18 protein-coding genes are annotated in these 19,843 nt (G+C 48.7%); 8 read left to right on the top strand and 10 right to left on the bottom strand.

Annotated features, from left to right (window positions below; genetic code table 11):
• Nucleotides 1–47 precede the first annotated feature (47 nt).
• Both JOY44_RS07610 and JOY44_RS07605 read left to right on the top strand, forming a co-directional pair.
• Complete coding sequence (locus JOY44_RS07610; protein WP_171573018.1) at nucleotides 48–596, top strand: hypothetical protein; 549 nt, start codon at nucleotides 48–50, stop codon at nucleotides 594–596.
• Nucleotides 597–668: 72 nt separating this feature from the next.
• On the top strand, nucleotides 669–1,448 hold the full coding sequence (locus JOY44_RS07605) for a DUF1350 family protein (RefSeq protein WP_171573017.1): 780 nt from the start codon (nucleotides 669–671) through the stop codon (nucleotides 1,446–1,448).
• Here the strand turns inward: JOY44_RS07605 and add are convergent.
• Together add and petJ are read right to left on the bottom strand one after the other, a co-directional pair.
• The gene (add, locus tag JOY44_RS07600) at nucleotides 1,445–2,473 is read right to left on the bottom strand and encodes an adenosine deaminase (protein WP_171573770.1); all 1,029 of its coding nucleotides are present in this window, start codon (nucleotides 2,471–2,473) and stop codon (nucleotides 1,445–1,447) included. The genes JOY44_RS07605 and add overlap by 4 nt on opposite strands.
• Before the next feature lie 216 nt (nucleotides 2,474–2,689).
• Nucleotides 2,690–3,040 (bottom strand): cytochrome c6 PetJ, encoded by a 351-nt coding sequence (petJ, locus tag JOY44_RS07595; RefSeq protein WP_171573016.1) that lies wholly within the window; start codon nucleotides 3,038–3,040, stop codon nucleotides 2,690–2,692.
• A 356-nt stretch (nucleotides 3,041–3,396) separates the two neighbouring features.
• On the opposite strand from petJ, the gene JOY44_RS07590 reads away from it, so the two are divergent.
• The 3 genes from JOY44_RS07590 to JOY44_RS07580 are packed head-to-tail and all read left to right on the top strand — an operon-like array spanning nucleotide 3,397 to nucleotide 5,358.
• Nucleotides 3,397–3,828 (top strand): BlaI/MecI/CopY family transcriptional regulator, encoded by a 432-nt coding sequence (locus tag JOY44_RS07590; protein ID WP_171573015.1) that lies wholly within the window; start codon nucleotides 3,397–3,399, stop codon nucleotides 3,826–3,828.
• The gene (locus JOY44_RS07585) at nucleotides 3,816–4,667 is read left to right on the top strand and encodes a M56 family metallopeptidase (RefSeq protein ID WP_171573014.1); all 852 of its coding nucleotides are present in this window, start codon (nucleotides 3,816–3,818) and stop codon (nucleotides 4,665–4,667) included. The genes JOY44_RS07590 and JOY44_RS07585 overlap by 13 nt, the downstream gene beginning before the upstream one ends.
• 7 nt (nucleotides 4,668–4,674) lie before the next feature.
• On the top strand, nucleotides 4,675–5,358 hold the full coding sequence (locus tag JOY44_RS07580; RefSeq protein WP_171573013.1) for a class I SAM-dependent methyltransferase: 684 nt from the start codon (nucleotides 4,675–4,677) through the stop codon (nucleotides 5,356–5,358).
• A gap of 59 nt (nucleotides 5,359–5,417) precedes the next feature.
• On the opposite strand, the gene JOY44_RS07575 is transcribed toward JOY44_RS07580, so the two are convergent.
• Entirely contained in the window at nucleotides 5,418–7,058 is a 1,641-nt protein-coding gene (locus JOY44_RS07575; protein WP_171573012.1) for a caspase family protein, read from the bottom strand.
• 374 nt (nucleotides 7,059–7,432) lie between these two features.
• Between JOY44_RS07575 and JOY44_RS07570 the strand changes: the two genes are divergently transcribed.
• Nucleotides 7,433–8,662 (top strand): hypothetical protein, encoded by a 1,230-nt coding sequence (locus JOY44_RS07570; RefSeq protein WP_171573011.1) that lies wholly within the window; start codon nucleotides 7,433–7,435, stop codon nucleotides 8,660–8,662.
• 25 nt (nucleotides 8,663–8,687) lie between these two features.
• Here the strand turns inward: JOY44_RS07570 and JOY44_RS07565 are convergent, their stop codons facing one another.
• The 6 genes from JOY44_RS07565 to JOY44_RS07540 all read right to left on the bottom strand — a co-directional run bounded on the left by JOY44_RS07565 (nucleotide 8,688) and on the right by JOY44_RS07540 (nucleotide 14,743).
• Nucleotides 8,688–10,292, bottom strand: a complete 1,605-nt coding sequence (locus tag JOY44_RS07565) for a peptide ligase PGM1-related protein (RefSeq protein ID WP_171573010.1) — start codon at nucleotides 10,290–10,292, stop codon at nucleotides 8,688–8,690.
• Nucleotides 10,293–10,562: 270 nt separating this feature from the next.
• Nucleotides 10,563–12,500, bottom strand: coding sequence for a serine/threonine-protein kinase (locus tag JOY44_RS07560; RefSeq protein ID WP_197985046.1), 1,938 nt, complete (start codon nucleotides 12,498–12,500; stop codon nucleotides 10,563–10,565).
• An 18-nt stretch (nucleotides 12,501–12,518) separates the two neighbouring features.
• Entirely contained in the window at nucleotides 12,519–13,175 is a 657-nt protein-coding gene (locus tag JOY44_RS07555; RefSeq protein WP_171573009.1) for a V4R domain-containing protein, read from the bottom strand.
• A 38-nt stretch (nucleotides 13,176–13,213) separates the two neighbouring features.
• Nucleotides 13,214–13,699, bottom strand: a complete 486-nt coding sequence (locus tag JOY44_RS07550) for a hypothetical protein (protein WP_171573008.1) — start codon at nucleotides 13,697–13,699, stop codon at nucleotides 13,214–13,216.
• Between the two features lie 58 nt (nucleotides 13,700–13,757).
• Nucleotides 13,758–14,063, bottom strand: coding sequence for a hypothetical protein (locus JOY44_RS07545; protein ID WP_171573007.1), 306 nt, complete (start codon nucleotides 14,061–14,063; stop codon nucleotides 13,758–13,760).
• On the bottom strand, nucleotides 14,060–14,743 hold the full coding sequence (locus JOY44_RS07540) for a V4R domain-containing protein (RefSeq protein ID WP_171573006.1): 684 nt from the start codon (nucleotides 14,741–14,743) through the stop codon (nucleotides 14,060–14,062). The genes JOY44_RS07545 and JOY44_RS07540 overlap by 4 nt, the downstream gene beginning before the upstream one ends.
• Before the next feature lie 293 nt (nucleotides 14,744–15,036).
• Here JOY44_RS07540 and JOY44_RS07535 point away from each other — a divergent pair, with 293 nt between their 5' ends.
• Both JOY44_RS07535 and JOY44_RS07530 read left to right on the top strand, forming a co-directional pair.
• Nucleotides 15,037–16,509, top strand: coding sequence for a TldD/PmbA family protein (locus JOY44_RS07535; RefSeq protein ID WP_171573768.1), 1,473 nt, complete (start codon nucleotides 15,037–15,039; stop codon nucleotides 16,507–16,509).
• A gap of 154 nt (nucleotides 16,510–16,663) precedes the next feature.
• On the top strand, nucleotides 16,664–18,004 hold the full coding sequence (locus tag JOY44_RS07530) for a TldD/PmbA family protein (RefSeq protein ID WP_171573005.1): 1,341 nt from the start codon (nucleotides 16,664–16,666) through the stop codon (nucleotides 18,002–18,004).
• 22 nt (nucleotides 18,005–18,026) lie between these two features.
• Here the strand turns inward: JOY44_RS07530 and JOY44_RS07525 are convergent, their stop codons facing one another.
• Nucleotides 18,027–19,796 carry a potassium channel family protein gene (locus tag JOY44_RS07525; protein WP_197985044.1) on the bottom strand — a complete coding sequence of 590 codons (1,770 nt, stop codon included), beginning with the start codon at nucleotides 19,794–19,796 and terminating at the stop codon, nucleotides 18,027–18,029.
• Between the last annotated feature and the right edge of the window lie 47 nt (nucleotides 19,797–19,843).

Here is a 19,843-nt window from a genome sequence, read left to right as displayed (position 1 = left end):
GATGGTGTTTTGGTAGAGAAGTCCCCGATTTGATAAGGATTTCAGCAATGTTCGTTTCCTCTTTTGAACTGTTGGTTAAACCGATCGCGCCCCCTCCCTTCAACTCAGCAGTCTCGCGCAGAGCAGTACAGGCTTACTTTTTGACCATCTCAAACTTGAACCCAGTGGGAGTGGGTGATGTGTCGCTATCCGTTCAGTTCACCGCAACTCCTGGACTGAATAACGATGAATTGATTGCCATTGTTGATGCAGGCGGAGGCAATATCTTTAGCGATCTAGTGCCTGATCCGGTGACTGGCAAACCCAGCCAACAGATCACCCTGCCTTCTGGCGTGACTGCGCTAGTGGTGCTGCAACCCGATTTGAGCAAAGCAGCCCCTAACCCAGCCAGCATAGAAGTAGCAAGTCTGGAAGTGCGTGGTTACGTGGAATTGAGCCTCTCGCCCTTTTCCGCCAACACGACTGCGGAAATTTTGGTGACCCCTCAAATTCGCGGCACCTTTATTCCCGCAGATCTGACGGCTCCTTCTCCTGACTTTGACCAACAGTCTTACACGCTGCCGACCGCCAATCCTGGCGCAATCATCAAGTTCTAGTCACCACTGATATTTGTAGAGATACCGCCTGTTGTGTCTCTACAACTGTTCAAATTATTACCCTAAAAAATCATGTCTACTCACTTTCAGCCGATCGCCCATAGTTGGGTTGCCAAACATCCAGACCCAGTTGGTGTTGTTGAATTTATTGGTGGGGCGCTGTATGGTACTCTGCCCAGTCTCACCTACTCCCACTTTTTAACCTGCTTGTATGATACCGGATATACCGTGATTGCGGTGCCGTTTCCAATGGGGCTGAATCATGCCGCGATCGCTGAGCGGCTGTTGACAGAACGCGACTCTGTTCGGGCAGAGCTTGCCTACTCATCTGAAATTCCTCACCTGTGGGTGGGGCATAGCTTGGGATGCAAATACATCGCCTTGCTAGAAGCCAAAGGCAAGATTATGAATCAGCCGAGTTTGCTGATGGCTCCTGATATTTCAGACACTCGCGATGCGTTGCCAATTCCCATACTTGCTGATTTGCTCGATCGCTATCATCTCGGTGTTACGCCCACCCGCAGCGAAACGCAACGCCTGATTTGCGATAGCCGCTTGTTTAATTTGACGGCGCTGATCTCATTTCAGCAGGATAATATCGCTGGCAATAAAGACGATACGGATGCTAACAGTGATGTCGCCTGGTTGATCCAAGAACTGCAAAATCGCCAGGGTGCTTACTTTCCCTGGGCTGAAATTCCTGGTGGGCATCGCGAACCGATTGGAATTCGCTTAGAGAATGTGGTGCTAAACCCTAACATACGGCAATTCTTAGACCCGATCGCCCTACGGCAATTGGAACAACTAGCGATCGATTTTCTCTCTAAACTGGTGTATCGAACCCATAGTTAGGTCAGAGCAGCAGAGGATTGCTGTAAAAACTCTTGCCATTGGGTACGATAGGTCGCCTTTTCTGTCTCGCTGAGAAAGGTGGCTTCAAGTGTGTTGAGATTTAACTGCCACAGTTCTTCCCAGGAAAAACCTTGAGTTGCCAATGTCTGATACTCATTGGTCAAATGAGTATTGAACATGGGTGGGTCGTCCGAATTAAGTGTGCAGTAAAGTCCGGCATCAATCATCTGCCGAATTGGATGGGGTTGCGATCGCGGGACTACTCCAAGACAGTAGTTACTTTGGGGCGAAACCTCAAGCGGTATTTGTAGAATGCGGAGTTCCTCAACGAGAGAGGCATCCTCTAAACATCGAATGCCATGCCCAATTCGCTCAGCGTGTAAATTCTTGAGTGCACCCCAAACGCTGCTTGCACCCTCCGTTTCCCCTGCATGGGCAACGACTCGTAATCCTTGCCGCTTCGCTTCTGCAAAGGTCTCAGTAAAATCTTCTGGTGGGTAGCCTGTTTCTACCCCCGCAAGACCTAAGCCGACGATCGCCCCTTTTTCCTGACCACGGAGGGCGCAGTCTAAAGCTCGACTTTGCAAATGAGGTTGATGCCGAGAAATAGATGCAATAAACTTGACGCGGCTACCGTACTGGGTTTCGCCTGTTCTTGCTCCAATCGTTAGAGCCTCAATTAATTCATCATCCGAAAATTTGTTCAGGTGCAGCAGTGTGCCAAAGTGAACTTCACTGTACTGAATATTGTGTTCTGACTGATGCTTGAGAAATTGTTCTACGATCAGAATGTAATCTTCAGGCGTTTGAATACATTGGCTGGCGATCGCATAAATTTCAACAAAATGAGCCAAATCACGAAACTTGTAAAAGGACTTCCACTCCTCTAATGAAGTTGCAGGTAGTCTCACTCGATTTTTCTGTGCCATCTGATAAACAATTTCAGCTGCGATCGCACCCATCAAATGAATATGAATTTCTGCTTTAGGCATCGCTTGCAGCCGATTAGCCAACGTCTGATCCATGGTTCTGTCGTGCAGGTCTACAAAATGGTAGCCCATCTGTGCGAAGTAGCACCGATCACCTAACTTTCAGACCCAGTTGAACCTTTGCAAATCCAGTGGCTCTCAAAAATGAAATTTGGCGTTCAGCTTTGCTACCCCAGAGGGAATCGCAGAATCAAAAATCTCCGCTCGACAAATTTCATCCTGATCACGCTGGGTTGACACTGCATTCAGCAGTTAAGCTTTCCAGTCATTTGCAGACTGATCCAGCACATAGGCAGCCACAGCCTTTATTTGTTCATCATTTAGCCGCCCTTTGAAAGCAGGCATGGCATTTTTGCCGTTGGTCACTTGGGTAATGATGGCTTCAGCGGAATTCATCGCATACTTTTCTAAGGCAGCGGATTTCAGATTTTTATTCGCTGAGACCACGTTGTTGCCATTCATGTGGCAAGCGGCGCAGTTAGCACTAAACACTTTGGCACCCTGGGCAAGGGTTTCGGTGGAAGCATCTGCCAGAGCAGGACGGGCGATCGCCAATGTAAACACACTAATCGCTGCAAACAGGATCGATAAAAGTTTTCTCATCACTCTTCCCAAATATTGGCTCGTAAATAGTTCGGTTTGTAATAGACATCACACAACAGTCTGACTCACTTACCCAAACAAAGATCCTGGTAAAGATGGGCAAACATCCTTCTTTACCAGGGTCGAATAGTACGTTATGAACAGCCATGCTGTAGATTTCTGTTCTATTTTGCAAAGTCAGGCGATCGCTGTCAAAAGACAGTCTGTCAAACATTGCGATTTAATCAGGAGTGCCGTCTACCAAGAGAAAAGGGAAAGCGAAAAGGCTGTCAAAAACGCTCGCAATTGCTAGAAAACAGCCATAACAGCAAGCATTTGATTTATTCTAAAGATTGCTCGACCTCTACTTTCAGTGCATGGCTGCCTTACCCAATCACCGACCGAAGCAATTGTCTCTGGGTCCATTAGAGGCAGAAATCCTCAGCATCATCTGGGATTTAGAAACTGCCACCGTAAAAGAGGTACACGATCGCATTCTCGCCGATCCCAATCGCGAGTTAGCCTATACCTCGGTGACGACGGTACTCAATCGATTGGTTAAAAAAGGCTGGTTAGCCTGTGACAGGCAAGAGCGCACCTTTACCTGGAGAGCGCTGGTATCTCGACAACAGGCAAAGGCCCTGCAATCCTATGAGCAGTTAAATCAGTTTTTAGCCGTCAGCAATCCCGATGTAGTAGCAGCCTTTGCCGATAGTCTGGATCAAACCAGTGTGGAGCAGCTTGAGGCGATCGCTGAAAAACTTCGTGCCGTTCGCAAAGCCAGGGAGTCAAACGAATGCATTTCCTAATGATGATGACGGGGTTAAGTTTGGCATGGCTGGTGCGATTGCGTTGGGCTGATGCTCCAGGTTTGTGGGCAGAGCGATGGCAGCGATCGCTGATTGTCTTTCTATTTTCGCCGCTGTTGCTGGTGATCACGGCGATCGCCATCTTGTGGATGGGACCCGCTGGGCAAATGGTGTTGCGCTGGGAAGGCTGGCTGAGTTACGGACTGGCGATCGGGTTTCTAATCATCAGTAGTGTTCTGGGCTTGAAGCTAACATGGGAAGGATTTTGCACCCTTCAAACTATTCGCCAAAATCCCGTAATTGACGTGAATGGAAGTGCTGCCCGACTGTTAAACCTCTCCACGCCCTATAGTGCGCGGGTTGGTTTTTGGTCTCCTGAATTGGTGGTTAGCCAAGGTTTAATCGATACACTGGATGCCGACCATTTAGAAGCAGTCCTTGTTCACGAACAGGCTCATGCCACCTATCACGATACCTTTTGGTTTTTTTGGCTAGGCTGGATTCGTCGTGCCACACTTTGGTTACCCCAAACCGAAGCCCTCTGGCAAGAATTGCTGATGCTGCGAGAACTACGCGCCGATCGCATTGCTGCCCAGCAGGTCGATCCGTTGGTGCTAGCAGAATCATTGCTGATGGTGGTGAGTGCGCCTTTAGTGCAGGCTGATATGCAACCTGAAATTTGTGCCGCTTTTAGTTGGGCAATTTCGCGAGATCGCTTAATGGAGCGCATCGATGTGTTATTGGCTCCAGAGGCAAGCAACGCTCTGAACTGGTGGTCATTTAGCTGGCTGCTGCTGGCTTGTCTGCCGTTGGTAATCATTCCATTCCATGCGGGGTAATACCAAGATGTCGAACAAATCCCTAGCAATGGGCGATCGCCTGTATGCGTACTTGCAATCAGTTTCCGTGCGAGAGTTAGAGGTGTTGACTGAACTGCGCCACGAAACAGCAAAGCACCCGATGGCGGGAATGCAAATTTCGCCAGAACAAGGGCAATTGATGGCGCTACTGGTGCAGTTAATGGGCGCAACAAAAACCCTAGAAGTAGGCGTGTTTACAGGCTATAGTTCTCTCGTGGTGGCATTAGCGCTACCGCCTCATGGCAAGATAATTGCCTGTGATGTCAGCGAGGAATATACCGCGATCGCCCGTCGATATTGGCAGAAAGCGGGTGTCGCCAACAAAATTGATCTGCGGATTGCGCCTGCCCTGGAAACCCTTGATCGCTTACTGGCAGACGGCCAGGCAAATACCTTCGACTTCGCCTTCATCGACGCAGATAAAAGCAGCTACGATGACTACTATGAACGTGCCCTGCAACTGGTGCGGGTGGGCGGACTCATCGCGATTGATAACGTCCTTTGGTCGGGTGCAGTTGCAGATCCATTGGTCACGAACAATAGCACTGAAAAAATCCGTGCCCTCAACCAAAAACTTCACCAGGACGACCGCATTACTCTCAGCCTAGTACCGATCGCCGATGGACTCACTCTAGCGCTGAAACGCCCTGTCATAAATTCACAAGAGTAATACGCCTACGATCAAGTGTGGGCTGAGTGTGGCGATCGCCACACTTCCCATCCGAGGCGCTAAACTTTTCCCCTTTCACAAATGCTGATAGCTGGCTGTTGGGAGGCGACTTTGCCGTTTTGCTGGAACATGAGTTGGCACCAGTCAGCGATCGCGGCATTGGCTTGAGGACGCAGGTTTTGATTTTCTAAAGGCACTAGGTCGGCTGCCATCACTGCGGTATCAAACTGCTTTCGAGAGGCCCGATCTTGAGCAATGTCATAAATCGTTTGGCTCCAATTGGCGATGTCTTGCTGTGCCTCTTGGTAAACCCCATCATCCGCCTGAATTCTTCTAGCTTGCTGAATTGCATCCTGGTAAGGTGTTGCCTGATCACTTCTCACTGTCATCCGCGCAGATCGCAAAATATCTTGTCCTAAAGAAGCTCGTTGCTGAAGCGAAGAAGCTACTGGAGCGGCGTTAAGCGCACTAGGAGATTGCTGAGAGGCAGGTGCCGCTAGCACAACAGACCAATTACGCCATAAAACCGCACTCAGTAAACCCAAAGAGATCAAGCCACCCCACAGTAAAAAGGGTCGCCACAGGCTGCCTTCCTCATGCGGCTCAGGCTCGACAGCACCGACCACAGGAGTAGGAACACTAACTGTTGCAGGAGTATCCCCACGATAAGAATTTTCTAAAGATTCGACCTGGGCAGAATGATGTGAGACTGGAGTGATGCCAGCGTTGTATCCGCTGTGGCTTTGCCCATTTGAAAGTGAGGTTATTTGATCAGCAGATCGGGACGGATCACTGGCAAGCTGACTTTGACCAGTGGAATAAGACTGGGGCGCAACGTTGGCTGTGGGTAGAGTGAATGCTGCTGAATTTGGCGTTTTTACGACTGAGTAGACTTCAGTTGATTGGATTTCAGTCGCATTTTGAGGGCTATGCCCATTGCTAGTCGAACCATTCCATGAAGGTGCTGTCACTAACAGCGGTTGGTGAACGAGATGAGGGGGACAGATGGTAACGGGATGTTGGATCGGTTGCCAATAATGTTCGCTGAGTTCAGGTAGGCGATCGCTGAGATAGTGACTCAGGGTTGCCAGGTTTGCCCCTTGTTGATAGCGCAAGCCCTCTAACAGCGATGCTGTAAATAACCCATGTCCTAAGCTAGAAATTTCGCGAGAGAATTGCCCCGGTTGGCAGGAGAGAATAGTGGGAATGCCAAGTTGATGGGCAACCTGTGCCGTTTGAATGCCAACGGTTTCATTAGAAATTGTTCCTTGGCTGCGGCTGATATCCAGTAACAGAAGCGGTTGCCCATTAGGTAAAGCAGATTTGAGCCGATTCAGCAATGGCGCGATCTCAATACACGTGGATTCGATCGCTGCCGGATTGCCATCGATTGGCACAAAGTAATCTTGCCCACCGTGACAAACCCCATACCCATTCAAAAAAATCCAGACCTGATCATCAGGCTGAAAGTATCGTTGAGCAAGAAACTCAATCCAATTACAAAGATTTTCTCGACTGGGGTAAGTGGAGCGCCCTGCTAGAAAAGGCGACAGTTCAGTGAACAAAAGACATTGAGTGAGGGGGAAACCCGCCTCAGATACCAAAAATCGATGCAACGCTTGAACATCTTGCTGAGCGCAGTTCAAGGGTTGAAAAGATTGATATTTATCAAGCCCAATTAAGATTGCCCACTGTTTCATCACAGATGCCCCATGTGTCTCGTTACTAACATGCCCAGACTGAGTTTTTACGCGACAAAAAACTCAGATTCTTTGATGTAACTTGCTGGAATAAAGTAGTTGACAGCCAATGGGCTTAAGCTCCTTGTCATCAAAAGCAGAATGCACTTTATCAGCCTAAGGACGGCAATATCACCACGCTAAGTCTTTCTTAAGACAGTTTTAAACTGACGATATATAAATGATTGTTGAATAAATACGGAACTGATTTGTGCACTTGTCAACATTTTTTGAATAGTTATATTCCTACTATAAGGGCTAACTTCAGTCGATTAATCTTTCCTTTTTTGAACTGCTGACTGACTCGTTGTTTTAACAAAATTAGGAATCAAATTATGCCACGACTCACGCGATCGCATTCCCAAGCTCAGAATACAAACCGTCGATTTTGGCAGCGCACTGCTTGGATAGTCACTAGCGCCTTTTGTGCTACCGCAGCAGGGATCATCAAAGACGCGATCGTGCCAATGGCAGCTCAAGCAGTCCCTAGGCGCACTAATGTGATGCTGGATGTAAGAGCAGGAGAAACCTATGATGCCTTTATACAACGAGCAACTACAGCAGCCAAAACCGCGACCCAAGGAACGTTCAATCGCAATAGTTCAGTTTCCGATCTTTCGGTTGTAGTCACGGGACAGAACCAAGGGTCTACAGTTCAAGTACTAACCCTCCGCGCTAACCGTAATCAGTGGCGTAGCAACCCCAGTGGTAGTCGTTGGGCAACCTACTATCCCACAGCTCAATCTTTATTAGGCCTTGCTGCGCCCGTGCCCGTTGCAGCTATACCAGTCAACGTTCAACAGGGAAATACTCAGCAATCGGGAACTGGGCAGCAACCCGGAATGGGCCAGCCGCTTGTTCCAGGGCAACCTTTAATAGTGCCGAATACGCCTGTCATTCTTAAACAACCCGTGAATGGGACGAACGGAACCCCATCTACAAATACTATTGGGTCGCCAACTCAATTCCCAACAAACGCTGGGTCGCCAGCCCAATTCCCAACGACGACTGGGTTTCCAACGCCTACTGGATCGCCAACACAATTTCCAACGCCTACTGGATCACCAAACCAGTTCCCAACAAACGCTGGGTCGCCAGCCCAAGTCCCAACGACGACTGGGTTTTCAACGCCTGCTGGATCGCCAACACAATTTCCTACAAACACTGGGTCGCCAACTCAATTCCCAATAAATACTGGGTCGCCATTTCCAACTAATACTGGGTTTCCAACGTCTACTGGATCGCCAACTAATATGGGGTTTCCAGCGAACACTATATCGCCAACTCAATTCCCAACGACAACTGGGTTTCCAGCCCAATTTCCAACAAACGCTGGGTCGTCAACGCAATCTCCAACGACGACTGGGTTTCCTACAAACGCTGGATCGTCAACGCAATTTCCAACAAACGCTGGATCGCCAACGCAATTTCCAACTAATACTGGGTTTCCAACGCCTACTGGATTGCCACTGACCACAACTCCGTCCGTACAGCAGCAATTCCCAGGTTCATTTCCATCTCAAACTATCCAATCTCCAGCCCAAAACATACAGCTAGTTCAGTGATTGGTGAGTAGATGGCATTTTTTGGCTAACATTGTTCTCGCCAACTCATGGGCAAGCGGAGATGACGGTTAATATTCGCTTCAGGAAGCGATCGCGTTTCTTCATCCATTGCTTGAGTTAGTTTTTTGTAAACATCTTCAGCCTGTTGAGGAGAGTTGCCGATACTAGTTAAACCCAGTTTGCCAAATTCAGAGAGGCAGCCTATTAGATGAAACACGGTGCCTGTTTCAGTGCTGGTGTCGAAGTGAAGCTGATGGTGAGCAATAATATCCATCAGATCGTTTGGCAATAGCCCACGATATTGATCCTTTTGCAGGTTATCTGTAGCGATGTAGTATTTAGGTCGTCCCTGCTGGCTGTAGAACAAACCACTAGAAGAGTCGTAGCGCCCATTAGTCAGAAACTTAAGCGTCATGAATGGGTGTGTGGTGCCGCCTTTTCTCAGATTGATTTCGATCGCTTGCACATCCCATTCCGGTTTTTTGGGCTGATTAGGTTGATGCACTGCCACAAAATCGACAGCAAAGCGCTCGATCGCACCTTTTTCTGCCAAATTGCGCCCAATCCGCATTCCTAAATCTTGTAAGGTAAGGCGATAGGCTTCATCCGCTGGAAACCGACAGCCTAAATAAATTTGCCCAGTCGGTCCTCCTAAAATCTGGTCATGGGTCGAAAGAATCTCTACTTCACCGAGAGGAGTAATGCGCCCTTGCACGCTGGGCGATCGCTTCTCTCCTTCTAAAAATGCCTCAACTATCGCACCCATTTCGGGAATGCGCTGACTGAAGTTGTCCCAAGTTTCGCCTTTTCCTTCAAAGCGTAGATCGGGAAATTGCTCTGTTAATGCTTTCACCTGCGCTGAATGGTTAGCGCGATCGGGTGCCGATTCCTGAATCGGACGCAAATCTAACAACGCGTTGCCTTCACCCGAAAACCCTTCATTTAGCTTGACCACCATACGCTTAAGGTCGGGTTGGCGTTTCCATAGCTCAGCGGCGGCGGTTGCCAGTTCGTTCACGCTCCACACGGACTCGCTACCGTCGGGATGGGGAACGTTCGCTTCGGCAAAAATTTGACGGCTACCGCCTTTGGTGCCCCATTTTAACAAGCCGGGATCAAGCGCATAGAGGGGTATTCCAAGCTGAACCGCTAAATTTTGCTCTGCCGTCGTGGAGTTGTAGCAAATCATAAAACAACGATCAGGGCGCACCGCCTGCCGAATTCGAGCAATCAATCGGGGGCGATCAAGAATTTTTTGGCTTAAAGGGTTAAGTGAAGAATCGTAGGTGGACAGCAGTAATAAGCGATCGCGAGCGTGGGAAAAGGGAATACCGGGTAGCAATTGCAGGTAGTAATCAATCACGCTAGGGTGTAGCGGCTGTGAAGTGACGTAGACCAATCTAGTGCGAGGATTTTGCAGACGGATCAGAGAAAATAGTAACCGTTCTTCATAGTGATGAAAGCCATCAATCTTTTGCAGTTCGCGTTGATCAAGGCTGAGTGATGGCACCACGATAATATCGGCATCGCCAGTCTCAAGAGCTTCCACTGAGCGCCACAAATCGCGCAATCGCTGTTGCAATTGAGGAAAAGCTTCTTGCATCCCGGATGGGAAAAACTCGGTCTGCATAATCAGCCTCTTCAAACGACAAATGAAACCTAGCAAACACTGAATTGTTTAACAAGGTTGGGAGTGTATTGTTCCAACTTTCAAACCCACAATACGGTTATAGCAACCCTCAAAGCAACACAGGAAAGATAGATTTTGGGGTTCGAGGTTCGGGGTTCAGGTGCCAGATCCTGGAGTTCAGATACTAGCCCCTTGGAGGGGGAATCCAGATATCTTTCCATCCTCTGCCCTTCCCACTCTGCACTCTATCAGCGCTGAATATTCAGAAGATTAAAATACGATATCTAGGTCTAAATGGCGCAGATCAACGATTGAAAGGGTGCCTTCAGTGCCGTTCCAGGTAGCGATCGCCACCTGATAAGAATTTAGCAAAGCCATTGCCGTTGGATTCGTAGGTCCATCAATTTGCCCAATTTCTTGTCCCATGCGATTGATCAACGCGATCTGTCCTGCTCCATCCATCACTAGGTATCCCCAGTTTGTAGAAGCCAAAAATTTGGGAGTTATGCTTAAGCCGATACGCTTAATTCTTAAGGGCTTTAGATCAAGCAATATCAGAGAGTTTGGGTGACCTGGTTCCAACGCTAGCAGGCGATAAGGGGTTTGGGTAGAGGAAAGATGCCGCAGCGGAATTGGCAAACTAATACAACCAATTATTGTGCCGCGCCGGGTAAATAACTCAATTTGGGTGCCAACAATACAAGCGTTGGCACTGGAGTCGGTTATGGGAGAAAGCGCCACGCCATGACGAGCATCGATCGCTAAAAGCTGCAAGCAAGGAGCAATCGATAGGGTGATCGCGGGTTTAAAGGGCGGTGAACTCTGAAGATTCCAAATATTTAATTGACTTTGGGTCTTGTCCAACGACGGCGTTGCCGTTGCCAACCAACGCCCGCCCGGTTCAATGGTCAACACGGCATCTTGTTTCAGTGTGGCAATCAATTGAAGAGCAGCCTGCTGAGGGATTAAAGCATCTTGATTGGGCTGTTGGTGTTGAACAAGATCTGTTTGAAGGGCTGCCAACGCCAACCGATACACTGCTTGCTGAGTCGCTACAAAACAGGCTTGATCGCAAATCGTCAACTGTAAAGCAGGCTCCGGCAACCGGATTGTGGTGAGGGGGAATGAGGATAAGTCAGACCCATTTTTAATCTCAGAACCCGCAGCAAAAGCCGTTTTGTTAAAAAGTTCAGGTTCGCTGAACCATTGGTAGCCAATCTGATTGCTAAATACTCGATAAAGCGGGTGGGCAATCGTGGCTGAATTGTCCTGCAATGCTGCCATCTGTCGCACCGGAGCTTGCAAGCTTTCTTGATAATCATGCCGAAATGGGACGATCACCCGCGTCGCCGATGAATGCTGCAATATATTGGGCGACCATCCCTGCATTAGGTACTGCTCACATTCGGCGATCGCATTCTGCAACGCGCTTAGCATTTCAACCGCTGAGCGAAACCGACGAGCCGGTAATTTTTGTAGTGCCGTGCGAATAATTGAGCCAATGGCATTAGGAATTATATCCGGCAACACTAACGCTTGATTTAAGTGCGCCGTCATTAAATCTCCAGGCAGCCCAGAAAAAGGACGATAGCCCGCCAGTGCCTCAAATAACAAAATCCCTACTGCATAGAGATCAGAGGCAGGAGAATGCTGCCCATAAAAGCGTTCGGGAGCCATGTAGGCAGGCGATCCAGTATTACCAAATCCCTCAGTTGAAAGCTCTTGGCTTAATCGGGCAATGCCAAAATCGGTAATTCGAGCAGTCCATCCAGTGGCAGTTGCCCCTAACAGGATGTTTTCTGGCTTGATATCGCAATGCACAATCCCTCGTTGATGGGCATGATCCAGTCCTGCCAAAATTTGAGTAATTAAACTTAGCCCCTGTAAAGGATGAAGCTGCATATCGTCGCTCAACAGATCACGCAGCGTACCGCCTTCGCAGTAATCCATCACCAAGCATCGCCCAGTGGCGGTATGCTCTAACGCTTGGCAGGTAACAATATTGGGATGCTGTAAACTCAGCAAAAAGCGTAGTTCGCGTAGAAAATTGCGGGTAGAAAAGCGATCGCGGTTCAGTTCTTTGAGTGCGACTAATCGCCCTGTCCTACGATGACTGGCACAATAGACGCGCCCAAATTGTCCCTGTCCAACTAGCCCCAACAGACGATAGTTGGAATGATAAAGCAAATTGGTCAGCAGGTTAGACACAGCAGATTAGATACATCCCTAGGCGCACAGTGTTTCCATAATCGCGGTATGAGGCATTTGCTGCTCTATCAAGGCTTCGGCAGGCTGAAGCCGTTTTGCTAGCCCCACCACAAAGTGATTGCACTCAGCACCTAACGATTCGCAAGCTGTTTGAATGCAGTGAAGTTCTTTGCCTGTAAGCTGGCTAAAAAAGGAACTGAGAATCCCTGCTTCAAGGAAACAAATTGGGCGATCGCCTTTGGGTGCTTGGCTAGCAAAGGGAGAATTGGTAGTTTCAATCACCAAAAAACCTCGATTTTGGTATTCTGAATCCAATTTGAACTTCCCCCAGCCATGAGTGATCCAGCACTGTTCAAAGCACTGCAAAAATTCTGCCATCGTCATATCTGCAAGAGCTTGCCCATAATAATCGGTTAGCTCTTCGCGAAAGCGAGTGTAGAAATTTTTGCCCCACCAACTGCCGCAGTTAAACAGCACCAATCGAGTCGCTTGCCCAGTCTCGCGATCAAGACCAGAATAAATCGCCTGAATCAACGTTTCGGGCAAAGCCACCAGGCGATCGCCCCGACGATTTTCTAACAAGCCTAACTCCAAATCACTCCGCACATAAGCATCCGTAGTGAAGTAGTTGCCAGGAATCCGATTATTTGTAAGCAAATCAGCAACGGAAATCATAATTTTTTTGGGAATGAGGAGCGGGGATTATGGATAAGTCACTGCGTACTAGTCGTTTCAAGCGATTGTTCGCGGATTAAGGTTTCTGCTGCATTTAAATAAGGAGTCAGCAAATTCACTTCTTGAGGACTCAATATCTGCGAAAGATGCTGCTGCACCAGGCGGTAAAGCACGGTGTTAATGGATTGGATGTTGTATAGGCGCATAGTGCCACCTAGCCAACTGATCAACCGATCCTGGGCAAAAGATTGATCGTTTAGCAGCAGTCCCATAGCGCAATAGCGCAAGGTTAGCATTGCGGTTTTGATGGCACGCTCTAAATTCTCAATTTTTTCATTAGGCAACTGAGTCTGAAGTTCGTCGGCTACAGGTTGCATGATCTCAAGTTCGCGATCGCGTAATGTGCGGTAAGCGTTCAGCCGAATCGGCAGCGAATCCACATATTGACTGAGCAAGTGCAGTTCATCTTGCTTTAGATAGCGGCTTTCCGCATCGTCAAAAATTGCTTCAAGTTGTGGATGCATAGGAATAAAAAGGTAGGGAATAGGATATCAACTCGCAATTTGCACTTCGTAATTTTGTTTATCCAAACAATCCTGAAAAATCATCCAGGGTGAAATTATTGGCTGGAGAGGATTGAATGGGGACTGAAACTGGAGCGGCAATAGTTGCCCCTTCCCAGTTAACGGCGGCAAAAAAGCTGCTGACGCTCAGGTTTAAGCTGAGGGGCGCATCCGAATATTGGGACGTGACCTGACCCATCTGCTGAGTATCCGGTGGCAGATCTTCCCAGTTGAGCGTGCTAAAAAACTCCTGGACTGAAGAGTGCAGCCAATTGCTCGTATTCATTGGAGCAGAACCATTCACAATCGGCATCAGGGTATTCATCGCAATACGGCCCCTTCTTTCAAGCGTTTTTCAATATCTTTTGCCGTTGCGCCTTCATTCATCCAAAAGGAAGCTGCATCGATTCGATCTTGACTTCCCAGCAAAAACTTGCAGTAAGTTTCACCCATGGAGTAGCACTGGATTTCGATGCAGCTCAGTTGCTTTCGTACCATTTCAGTGAAAAAGCCTGCGAACAGTCCAGCGTAAAGGTAACAAACGGGCTTACCGACATCGCCTAAAGTTCGAGCCACGGCAGAATCAAACACGTTAATAAACATGAAGCCCTGCTTGCGATCGCCCATATCCACCTCCCATCTACCCCAGCCTTGAGAGGTAAAGGGCCACCACCAAGTTTCTAGCAAGAACAGCAGATTGGTTTGGCGAATATTGCGATCGAATTCTTTTTCAAACCACTTTTCAAAAAAGAATGCATCCTTCTGTCCCCATTCGCAGCCAATGGTATACATGATGGCAGCCGAAGCGTCTCCAACCTCTTCTTCCAGTCCTTGCACCAAGCCAATAATGAAATCTTCTGTAGTCAGAACATTTAGACTGCCATTCCAATCGGTAATAGTGCCCTTGTCTGTATCAAATTGAAAAAAGTCGCGGAATCCATAATGGTTGTGCTTTTTAGGATTCTTTGAATGAGCAGAATGTTGGTAGGAAGTTGCAGTCACCATAATTATCTCAAGCTTAAGGAAATGGCTAATTGCGGGTTAGTGATGATGCGATCGAATTTTGGCAATACAACCAGCACCGACCCACCAGAGGTTTTGTATGCAGGGAGCAAGGCAAAGCAAGACTGCTTTATCAAAGCTTGACTTAATATTCCCTCTGTCTGATAGATCTAACTCAGAAAAAGACTGCTAGAGTGCAGAGTTTTGTTAAGGCGAATTATAGTGAAGAAACTGGATGAGTGAAAAGTGACACCATTCACCCATCGCCCATCGACGCTCAGCAGACGAGGATTTTCATGCTTGCCACTTCCTTACTTCGCTCCAGAGAAATTCCCACCTTAAAATATGATTCAGCCCTCGATCGCTTCGACGAAAGTTGGGCATCGCCCCTATCCACCTTATTAGGGCTAGGCAGAGCCTCTGGCGCAGACTTCATCGAGTTTTTTCTAGAGCGGGTCAACTACATTAACTGCACCGCCGAAAACGATGCCATTACCAACATTGCCCCCGCACTCACCACCGGAGCCGGGGTGCGCGTTTTTCGGGGTTTGACCGATTGCTACGTTAGCACCAACGATGTCACCTTTACAGGCTTAAAATCTGCGCTAGAAAAAGCGCTCGACATTTTGGGTCTACACCTACCCGCTCCGATCGCCTTTATTCCTGAAATAAACCTGGAACCCCTGCGTGACTATGGCACCCTGCGCGACAAAGATAAATGGATGGGCGAATCTAGCTCCATGCGCGAAATGGGCGATGTGCTGTTAGCCGCCAACTCCCGTTTGCAGCAAAAAGCGACCCATGTGCAATCTCGCCGCGCTGACTACTTTCGCAACTGGCAAGAGGTGCTGGTGGTTGCCAGTGATGGCACCTTTGCGCGAGATGTACGCCTGACTCAATCGGTGGGCTTCAGCTTGCTCTGCGCCGATGGCGAACACCGTTCTTCCATTGGAGAACGGGTCGGGGATACCAGTAACCCTAGTTTTCTCCGCACCTGGGATTATGAAACCACGGCAGAAAACGTGGCAGAGTCGGCTGGCAAAATGCTTTACGCCGACTATGTGGAATCGGGTTCTTATCCAATCGTGATGGCAAACAAGTTTGGTGGCGTGATTTTTCATGAAGCCTGTGGACACTTGCTGGAAACAACTCAGATCGAAAAGCGCACCACGCCGTTTCTTGACAAAAAAGGTGAGAAGATTGCCCACGAAAGCGTTACGGCTTGGGATGAAGGGTTGACTTCTGATGCCTTCGGCACAATTTCCATGGATGATGAAGGAATGCCTGCCCAACGCACCCTGCTGATTGAAAACGGCATTTTGAAGAATTTTATTAGCGATCGCGCTGGCTTTATGCGAACCGGACAACCCCGCACAGGCAGCGGTCGTCGCCAAAATTACGCCTTCTCCGCTGCTTCTCGGATGCGGAACACCTACATCGCCCCCGGCGAACATTCTGTGGATGACTTGCTTGCTTCCGTTGATCGCGGTATTTACTGCAAAAAAATGGGCGGCGGTAGTGTGGGTGCCGTGGGTCAATTCAACTTCTCCGTAGATGAAGCTTATCTCATTGAGAATGGCAAACTGACCAAACCGTTAAAAGGCGCAACCTTGATTGGCGATGCCACTGAAATCATGACCAAGATTTCCATGTGCGCCAATGATATTGACCTAGCAGCGGGATTCTGTGGTTCGGTCAGTGGCAGCGTTTACGTTACCGTTGGGCAACCCCACATTAAGGTTGATTCCATTACGGTGGGTGGACGATAGGGTTCAGGAGCTAGAAATGGATGAGTGTAGATACGTGGATGAGGGCAAAGTCAGATTGCTCAAAAGCTCACAGATTCTATCTTCTACACTCCCGTACTCAGCCGTTGATCTTTACTCAAAACTGAAAACTTCTATCTCATTCAACAAAAAAGTTATGCCAACGATTCAAGAACTTGCAACGGAAGCAAAAGCGGCAGCTAGTCGTTTAGGAATTCACAAATTTGACATGGCAGGCTCAATTATTGACGAGTCGAGTGTCAAAGTGGATCAAGGCAAACCAGATCAGGTCAAAGCCTCCAACCGCTGTACTGTGGCAGTGCGGGTATGGAATGACCAAGGGTCAGTCGGCATCACATCCACGACGAATGTTGATCCAGTGGGGCTGGAACTGGCGCTAAAAACGGCTTCGGAAGCTAGCTTTTTTGGTGCAACGGAAAATGTGCCGGACTTTAGTCCAGAATTTGCGGCTCCTTTAGCCAAGGAATTCCACGAAAAGGCTGCACCTACTGGGGTTTCAGATTTGCTAGAAAAGCTATTGGGGGCAGAAAAAGAATTGAAGTCCGCCCACCCCGCGATCGCGTCAGTGCCTTATAACAGCATTGCCCAGCGAGAGAGCGATCGCTTTTACCTCAACAGCGAGGGGGCTATGCGAACGGAATCTGCCTCCACTGCATCTATGTACCTCTACACCAAAACAGAAGCGGAAGGGAAAAAGCCCCGTAGTGCCGGAGCCTTTCGCATTAGCCGAGGCGTGGAACATCTAGACGTAGAAGGCTGTGTGAAGGAAGCGGCAGAAAAAACCATCAGCCATCTGGACTACGAAAAAATCACCACGGGCAAATACACCGTTGTTTTTTCGCCAGAAGCGTTTTTGGATCTGTTGAGAGCTTTTTCTAACCTGTTCAATGCCCAAAATATTTTGGATAAACAAAGCTTGTCGACGCAGGAGTCCTTGGGAACCGCGATCGCGTCTCCGCTACTATCCTTGGCTGACGATGCCCTCCACCCCGCAAACATTGGAGTCACGACCTTTGATGGTGAAGGCACTCCCACTCGCCGCACGTCTCTGATCACTGATGGTGTTTTGACTGGGTTCCTTCACAGTTCTGGCACTGCTAAACGCCTGAACACTACGCCTACTGGACACGCGAACATGGGCGCGAAGGTTACTGTTAGCCCCCACTTTTATCATGTGTTTTCCAATGCTTCAACGGAACAAGAGTTGGATCTCAAGACTGCCGAAAATGTGGTGCTAGTGGATGATCTGCAAGCTCTGCACGCTGGTGTAAAAGCGCTTCAGGGGTCCTTTTCCTTGCCGTTTGATGGCTGGTTGCTCAAAGGCGGCAAGCGAATCAGCGTGGAATCTGCCACGGTTGCCGGAAACTTCCTCTCTTTGCTGAAATCCATCACTCACATTGGCAAGGAAGCGCATCTCACTCCTTCTGGTGTATGCCCTTACATCTGGGTTGAGGAATTATCCATCACAGGAGAATAAAGAAGCGTTTTACTTCTAGTCTCTACGACGCGCCCGAGCGCATGAATTGAGAGGGCGTTGATTGCCATAGCTGTTCTAAGCGATTGGCTGGCATCGTCAGATAAAGCACATCACCCGCGCTTAAGCAAACTTCCAGCAAATCCCAGCCGTGTACGGTTTGGGATTTGGTTTCCATATAGAGCGGCACAAAGTCTGATCTCACTGCTACGTCCTGAACGGACCTCCCACAAAAAGGATGAGCAGGCGTAATTAGGGTTGCCAATGCTACCCATAGGCTATCTGCCGTCATGCCGTTGCCCAATACGCGCCCCCCTAGCGCCGCGGCAGCAAACGCTGGAGCCACCAGTTCCGCTGGACTCAACACTGCATCAAACTCAAACACCAGTTGCGCCATCCAGGCAAACTCTGGATCGTGATAGCGAACGATGACAGGCACCTTAGGATTAAGGCTTTTGGCGTTGAGAGCCGTTTCAAGATTGACGGTATCGTTACTGGTGACGGCGATCAGCGCCTGAGCCATGGCGAAATTGGCAGATTTGAGCGTGGTGGGCAGGGTGGTATCGCCTTGAATCACCGGAATTTTGTGCGATCGCACAGTGCTGAGAAAGCGACAATTGGGATCTTTTTCTATCACTACGACTTCATGTCCACACTTGTGCAAATGAGTCACAATTTGCACACCCACGCTGCCTAAGCCACAGACAATAAAATGCTGTTTGTGCGGAATTCGCGCCGCTTCCCAAAAGCGACTAAACCGAGTTCCTAAAACGAAATCGTTCAGCAACGCATAGGATAACCCAATGATGGCAGCCCCAATCAACATCGTAAAAATGGTAAACAGCTTGAGACTATCGGGAGGATTTCCCACTGTGACTAAACTGTCTCCTGCGCCTGTAATCATGCTGACGGAAAAGTAGAGGGCATCCACGGGCGATGTTTTTAGAATGGACGAGACATATACCAGTGTGGATATAAAAATCATTACCAACAGGAGCAAGAAGCTTGCTAAAAGCCCCTTGCTATGTTGTCGCAGGTATTTCAATGCGGTTAATAGTTTGTTTAACCGTTGTGACAGCGATCGCTGCTGAGCCGCATGTACAGTCGGTTTTGTGCCCACAATCAGGCGATCGCCCACTTGAAGCGATTGTCCCTGCACCACCGCCGACACCAGATCTAGCCGAGTCTTTGCCGGGATGTAGTAAATCAACATGCGATCGCGATCGTCCCAAAGATCACTTAGCTTACGTCCGCGCCAAGGATGGGACTCATCGATATGCACTTGATGAATAGGCCAAGTTTGGTTAAATAGCTTCAATTGACCAATTGCTGCACTGCCCAACGCTGAGAACGCAAAAATTGGCGCACAGAGCGATGCCACACTCATCGTGATGTGGTCGGGCAAAGTGTCATCCAACCGCTCCCCCAAGCTGGTGTTAAACAAGCGATTCACAATCCGAATGCGGGGATTAAGCACCCGTGCCTGCATTAAAACGCCCAGATTGGTGCCATCTTCACCGTCCGTCAAAACCAGTGTTTGAGCATCACGAATCCCTGCTTCTAGAAGCGTTTGCGCCGCTTGCAAATCACCAATGACCACATCATCACCTTCACCGGGCAATGGGCGATCGTGAATGCCAACAACGGCAATACCCTGGTGCTTCAGTAACCGAAAAATTTTGTATCCGGTTGCGTCCAGGCCACAAACAATAATCCTGGGTTTTATATCTGCAAAAGAAATCATTGCTTTGCCATTAGTTACGCCACTAAAGCCGCCGCCCGCCTTCAATTTCAACAGAGTTAGTCTTAAGTGAATTAAGATGACTTAACCCATAATTGTCT

Source organism: Leptolyngbya sp. Cla-17 (assembly GCF_016807185.1).
In the GTDB taxonomy this organism is placed as follows: Bacteria; Cyanobacteriota; Cyanobacteriia; order Leptolyngbyales; family Leptolyngbyaceae; genus ULC077BIN1.
The sequence above is the reverse complement of the archived record's forward strand: the minus strand, read 5'-3'. Positions and strand labels throughout refer to the sequence as shown.

Excerpts from the sequence above, each read along its gene's own strand:
- JOY44_RS07565 (WP_171573010.1), bottom strand. The coding sequence starts at position 10,292 with ATGCAGACCGAGTTTTTCCCATCCGGGATGCAAGAAGCTTTTCCTCAA.
- petJ (WP_171573016.1), bottom strand. The coding sequence starts at position 3,040 with ATGAGAAAACTTTTATCGATCCTGTTTGCAGCGATTAGTGTGTTTACA.
- JOY44_RS07540 (WP_171573006.1), bottom strand. The coding sequence starts at position 14,743 with ATGGTGACTGCAACTTCCTACCAACATTCTGCTCATTCAAAGAATCCT.
- JOY44_RS07605 (WP_171573017.1), top strand. The coding sequence starts at position 669 with ATGTCTACTCACTTTCAGCCGATCGCCCATAGTTGGGTTGCCAAACAT.
- JOY44_RS07570 (WP_171573011.1), top strand. The coding sequence starts at position 7,433 with ATGCCACGACTCACGCGATCGCATTCCCAAGCTCAGAATACAAACCGT.
- JOY44_RS07575 (WP_171573012.1), bottom strand. The coding sequence starts at position 7,058 with ATGAAACAGTGGGCAATCTTAATTGGGCTTGATAAATATCAATCTTTT.
- JOY44_RS07530 (WP_171573005.1), top strand. The coding sequence starts at position 16,664 with ATGCCAACGATTCAAGAACTTGCAACGGAAGCAAAAGCGGCAGCTAGT.
- JOY44_RS07550 (WP_171573008.1), bottom strand. The coding sequence starts at position 13,699 with ATGCATCCACAACTTGAAGCAATTTTTGACGATGCGGAAAGCCGCTAT.
- JOY44_RS07535 (WP_171573768.1), top strand. The coding sequence starts at position 15,037 with ATGCTTGCCACTTCCTTACTTCGCTCCAGAGAAATTCCCACCTTAAAA.
- JOY44_RS07545 (WP_171573007.1), bottom strand. The coding sequence starts at position 14,063 with ATGAATACCCTGATGCCGATTGTGAATGGTTCTGCTCCAATGAATACG.
- JOY44_RS07580 (WP_171573013.1), top strand. The coding sequence starts at position 4,675 with ATGTCGAACAAATCCCTAGCAATGGGCGATCGCCTGTATGCGTACTTG.
- JOY44_RS07555 (WP_171573009.1), bottom strand. The coding sequence starts at position 13,175 with ATGATTTCCGTTGCTGATTTGCTTACAAATAATCGGATTCCTGGCAAC.
- JOY44_RS07590 (WP_171573015.1), top strand. The coding sequence starts at position 3,397 with ATGGCTGCCTTACCCAATCACCGACCGAAGCAATTGTCTCTGGGTCCA.
- add (WP_171573770.1), bottom strand. The coding sequence starts at position 2,473 with ATGGATCAGACGTTGGCTAATCGGCTGCAAGCGATGCCTAAAGCAGAA.
- JOY44_RS07610 (WP_171573018.1), top strand. The coding sequence starts at position 48 with ATGTTCGTTTCCTCTTTTGAACTGTTGGTTAAACCGATCGCGCCCCCT.
- JOY44_RS07585 (WP_171573014.1), top strand. The coding sequence starts at position 3,816 with ATGCATTTCCTAATGATGATGACGGGGTTAAGTTTGGCATGGCTGGTG.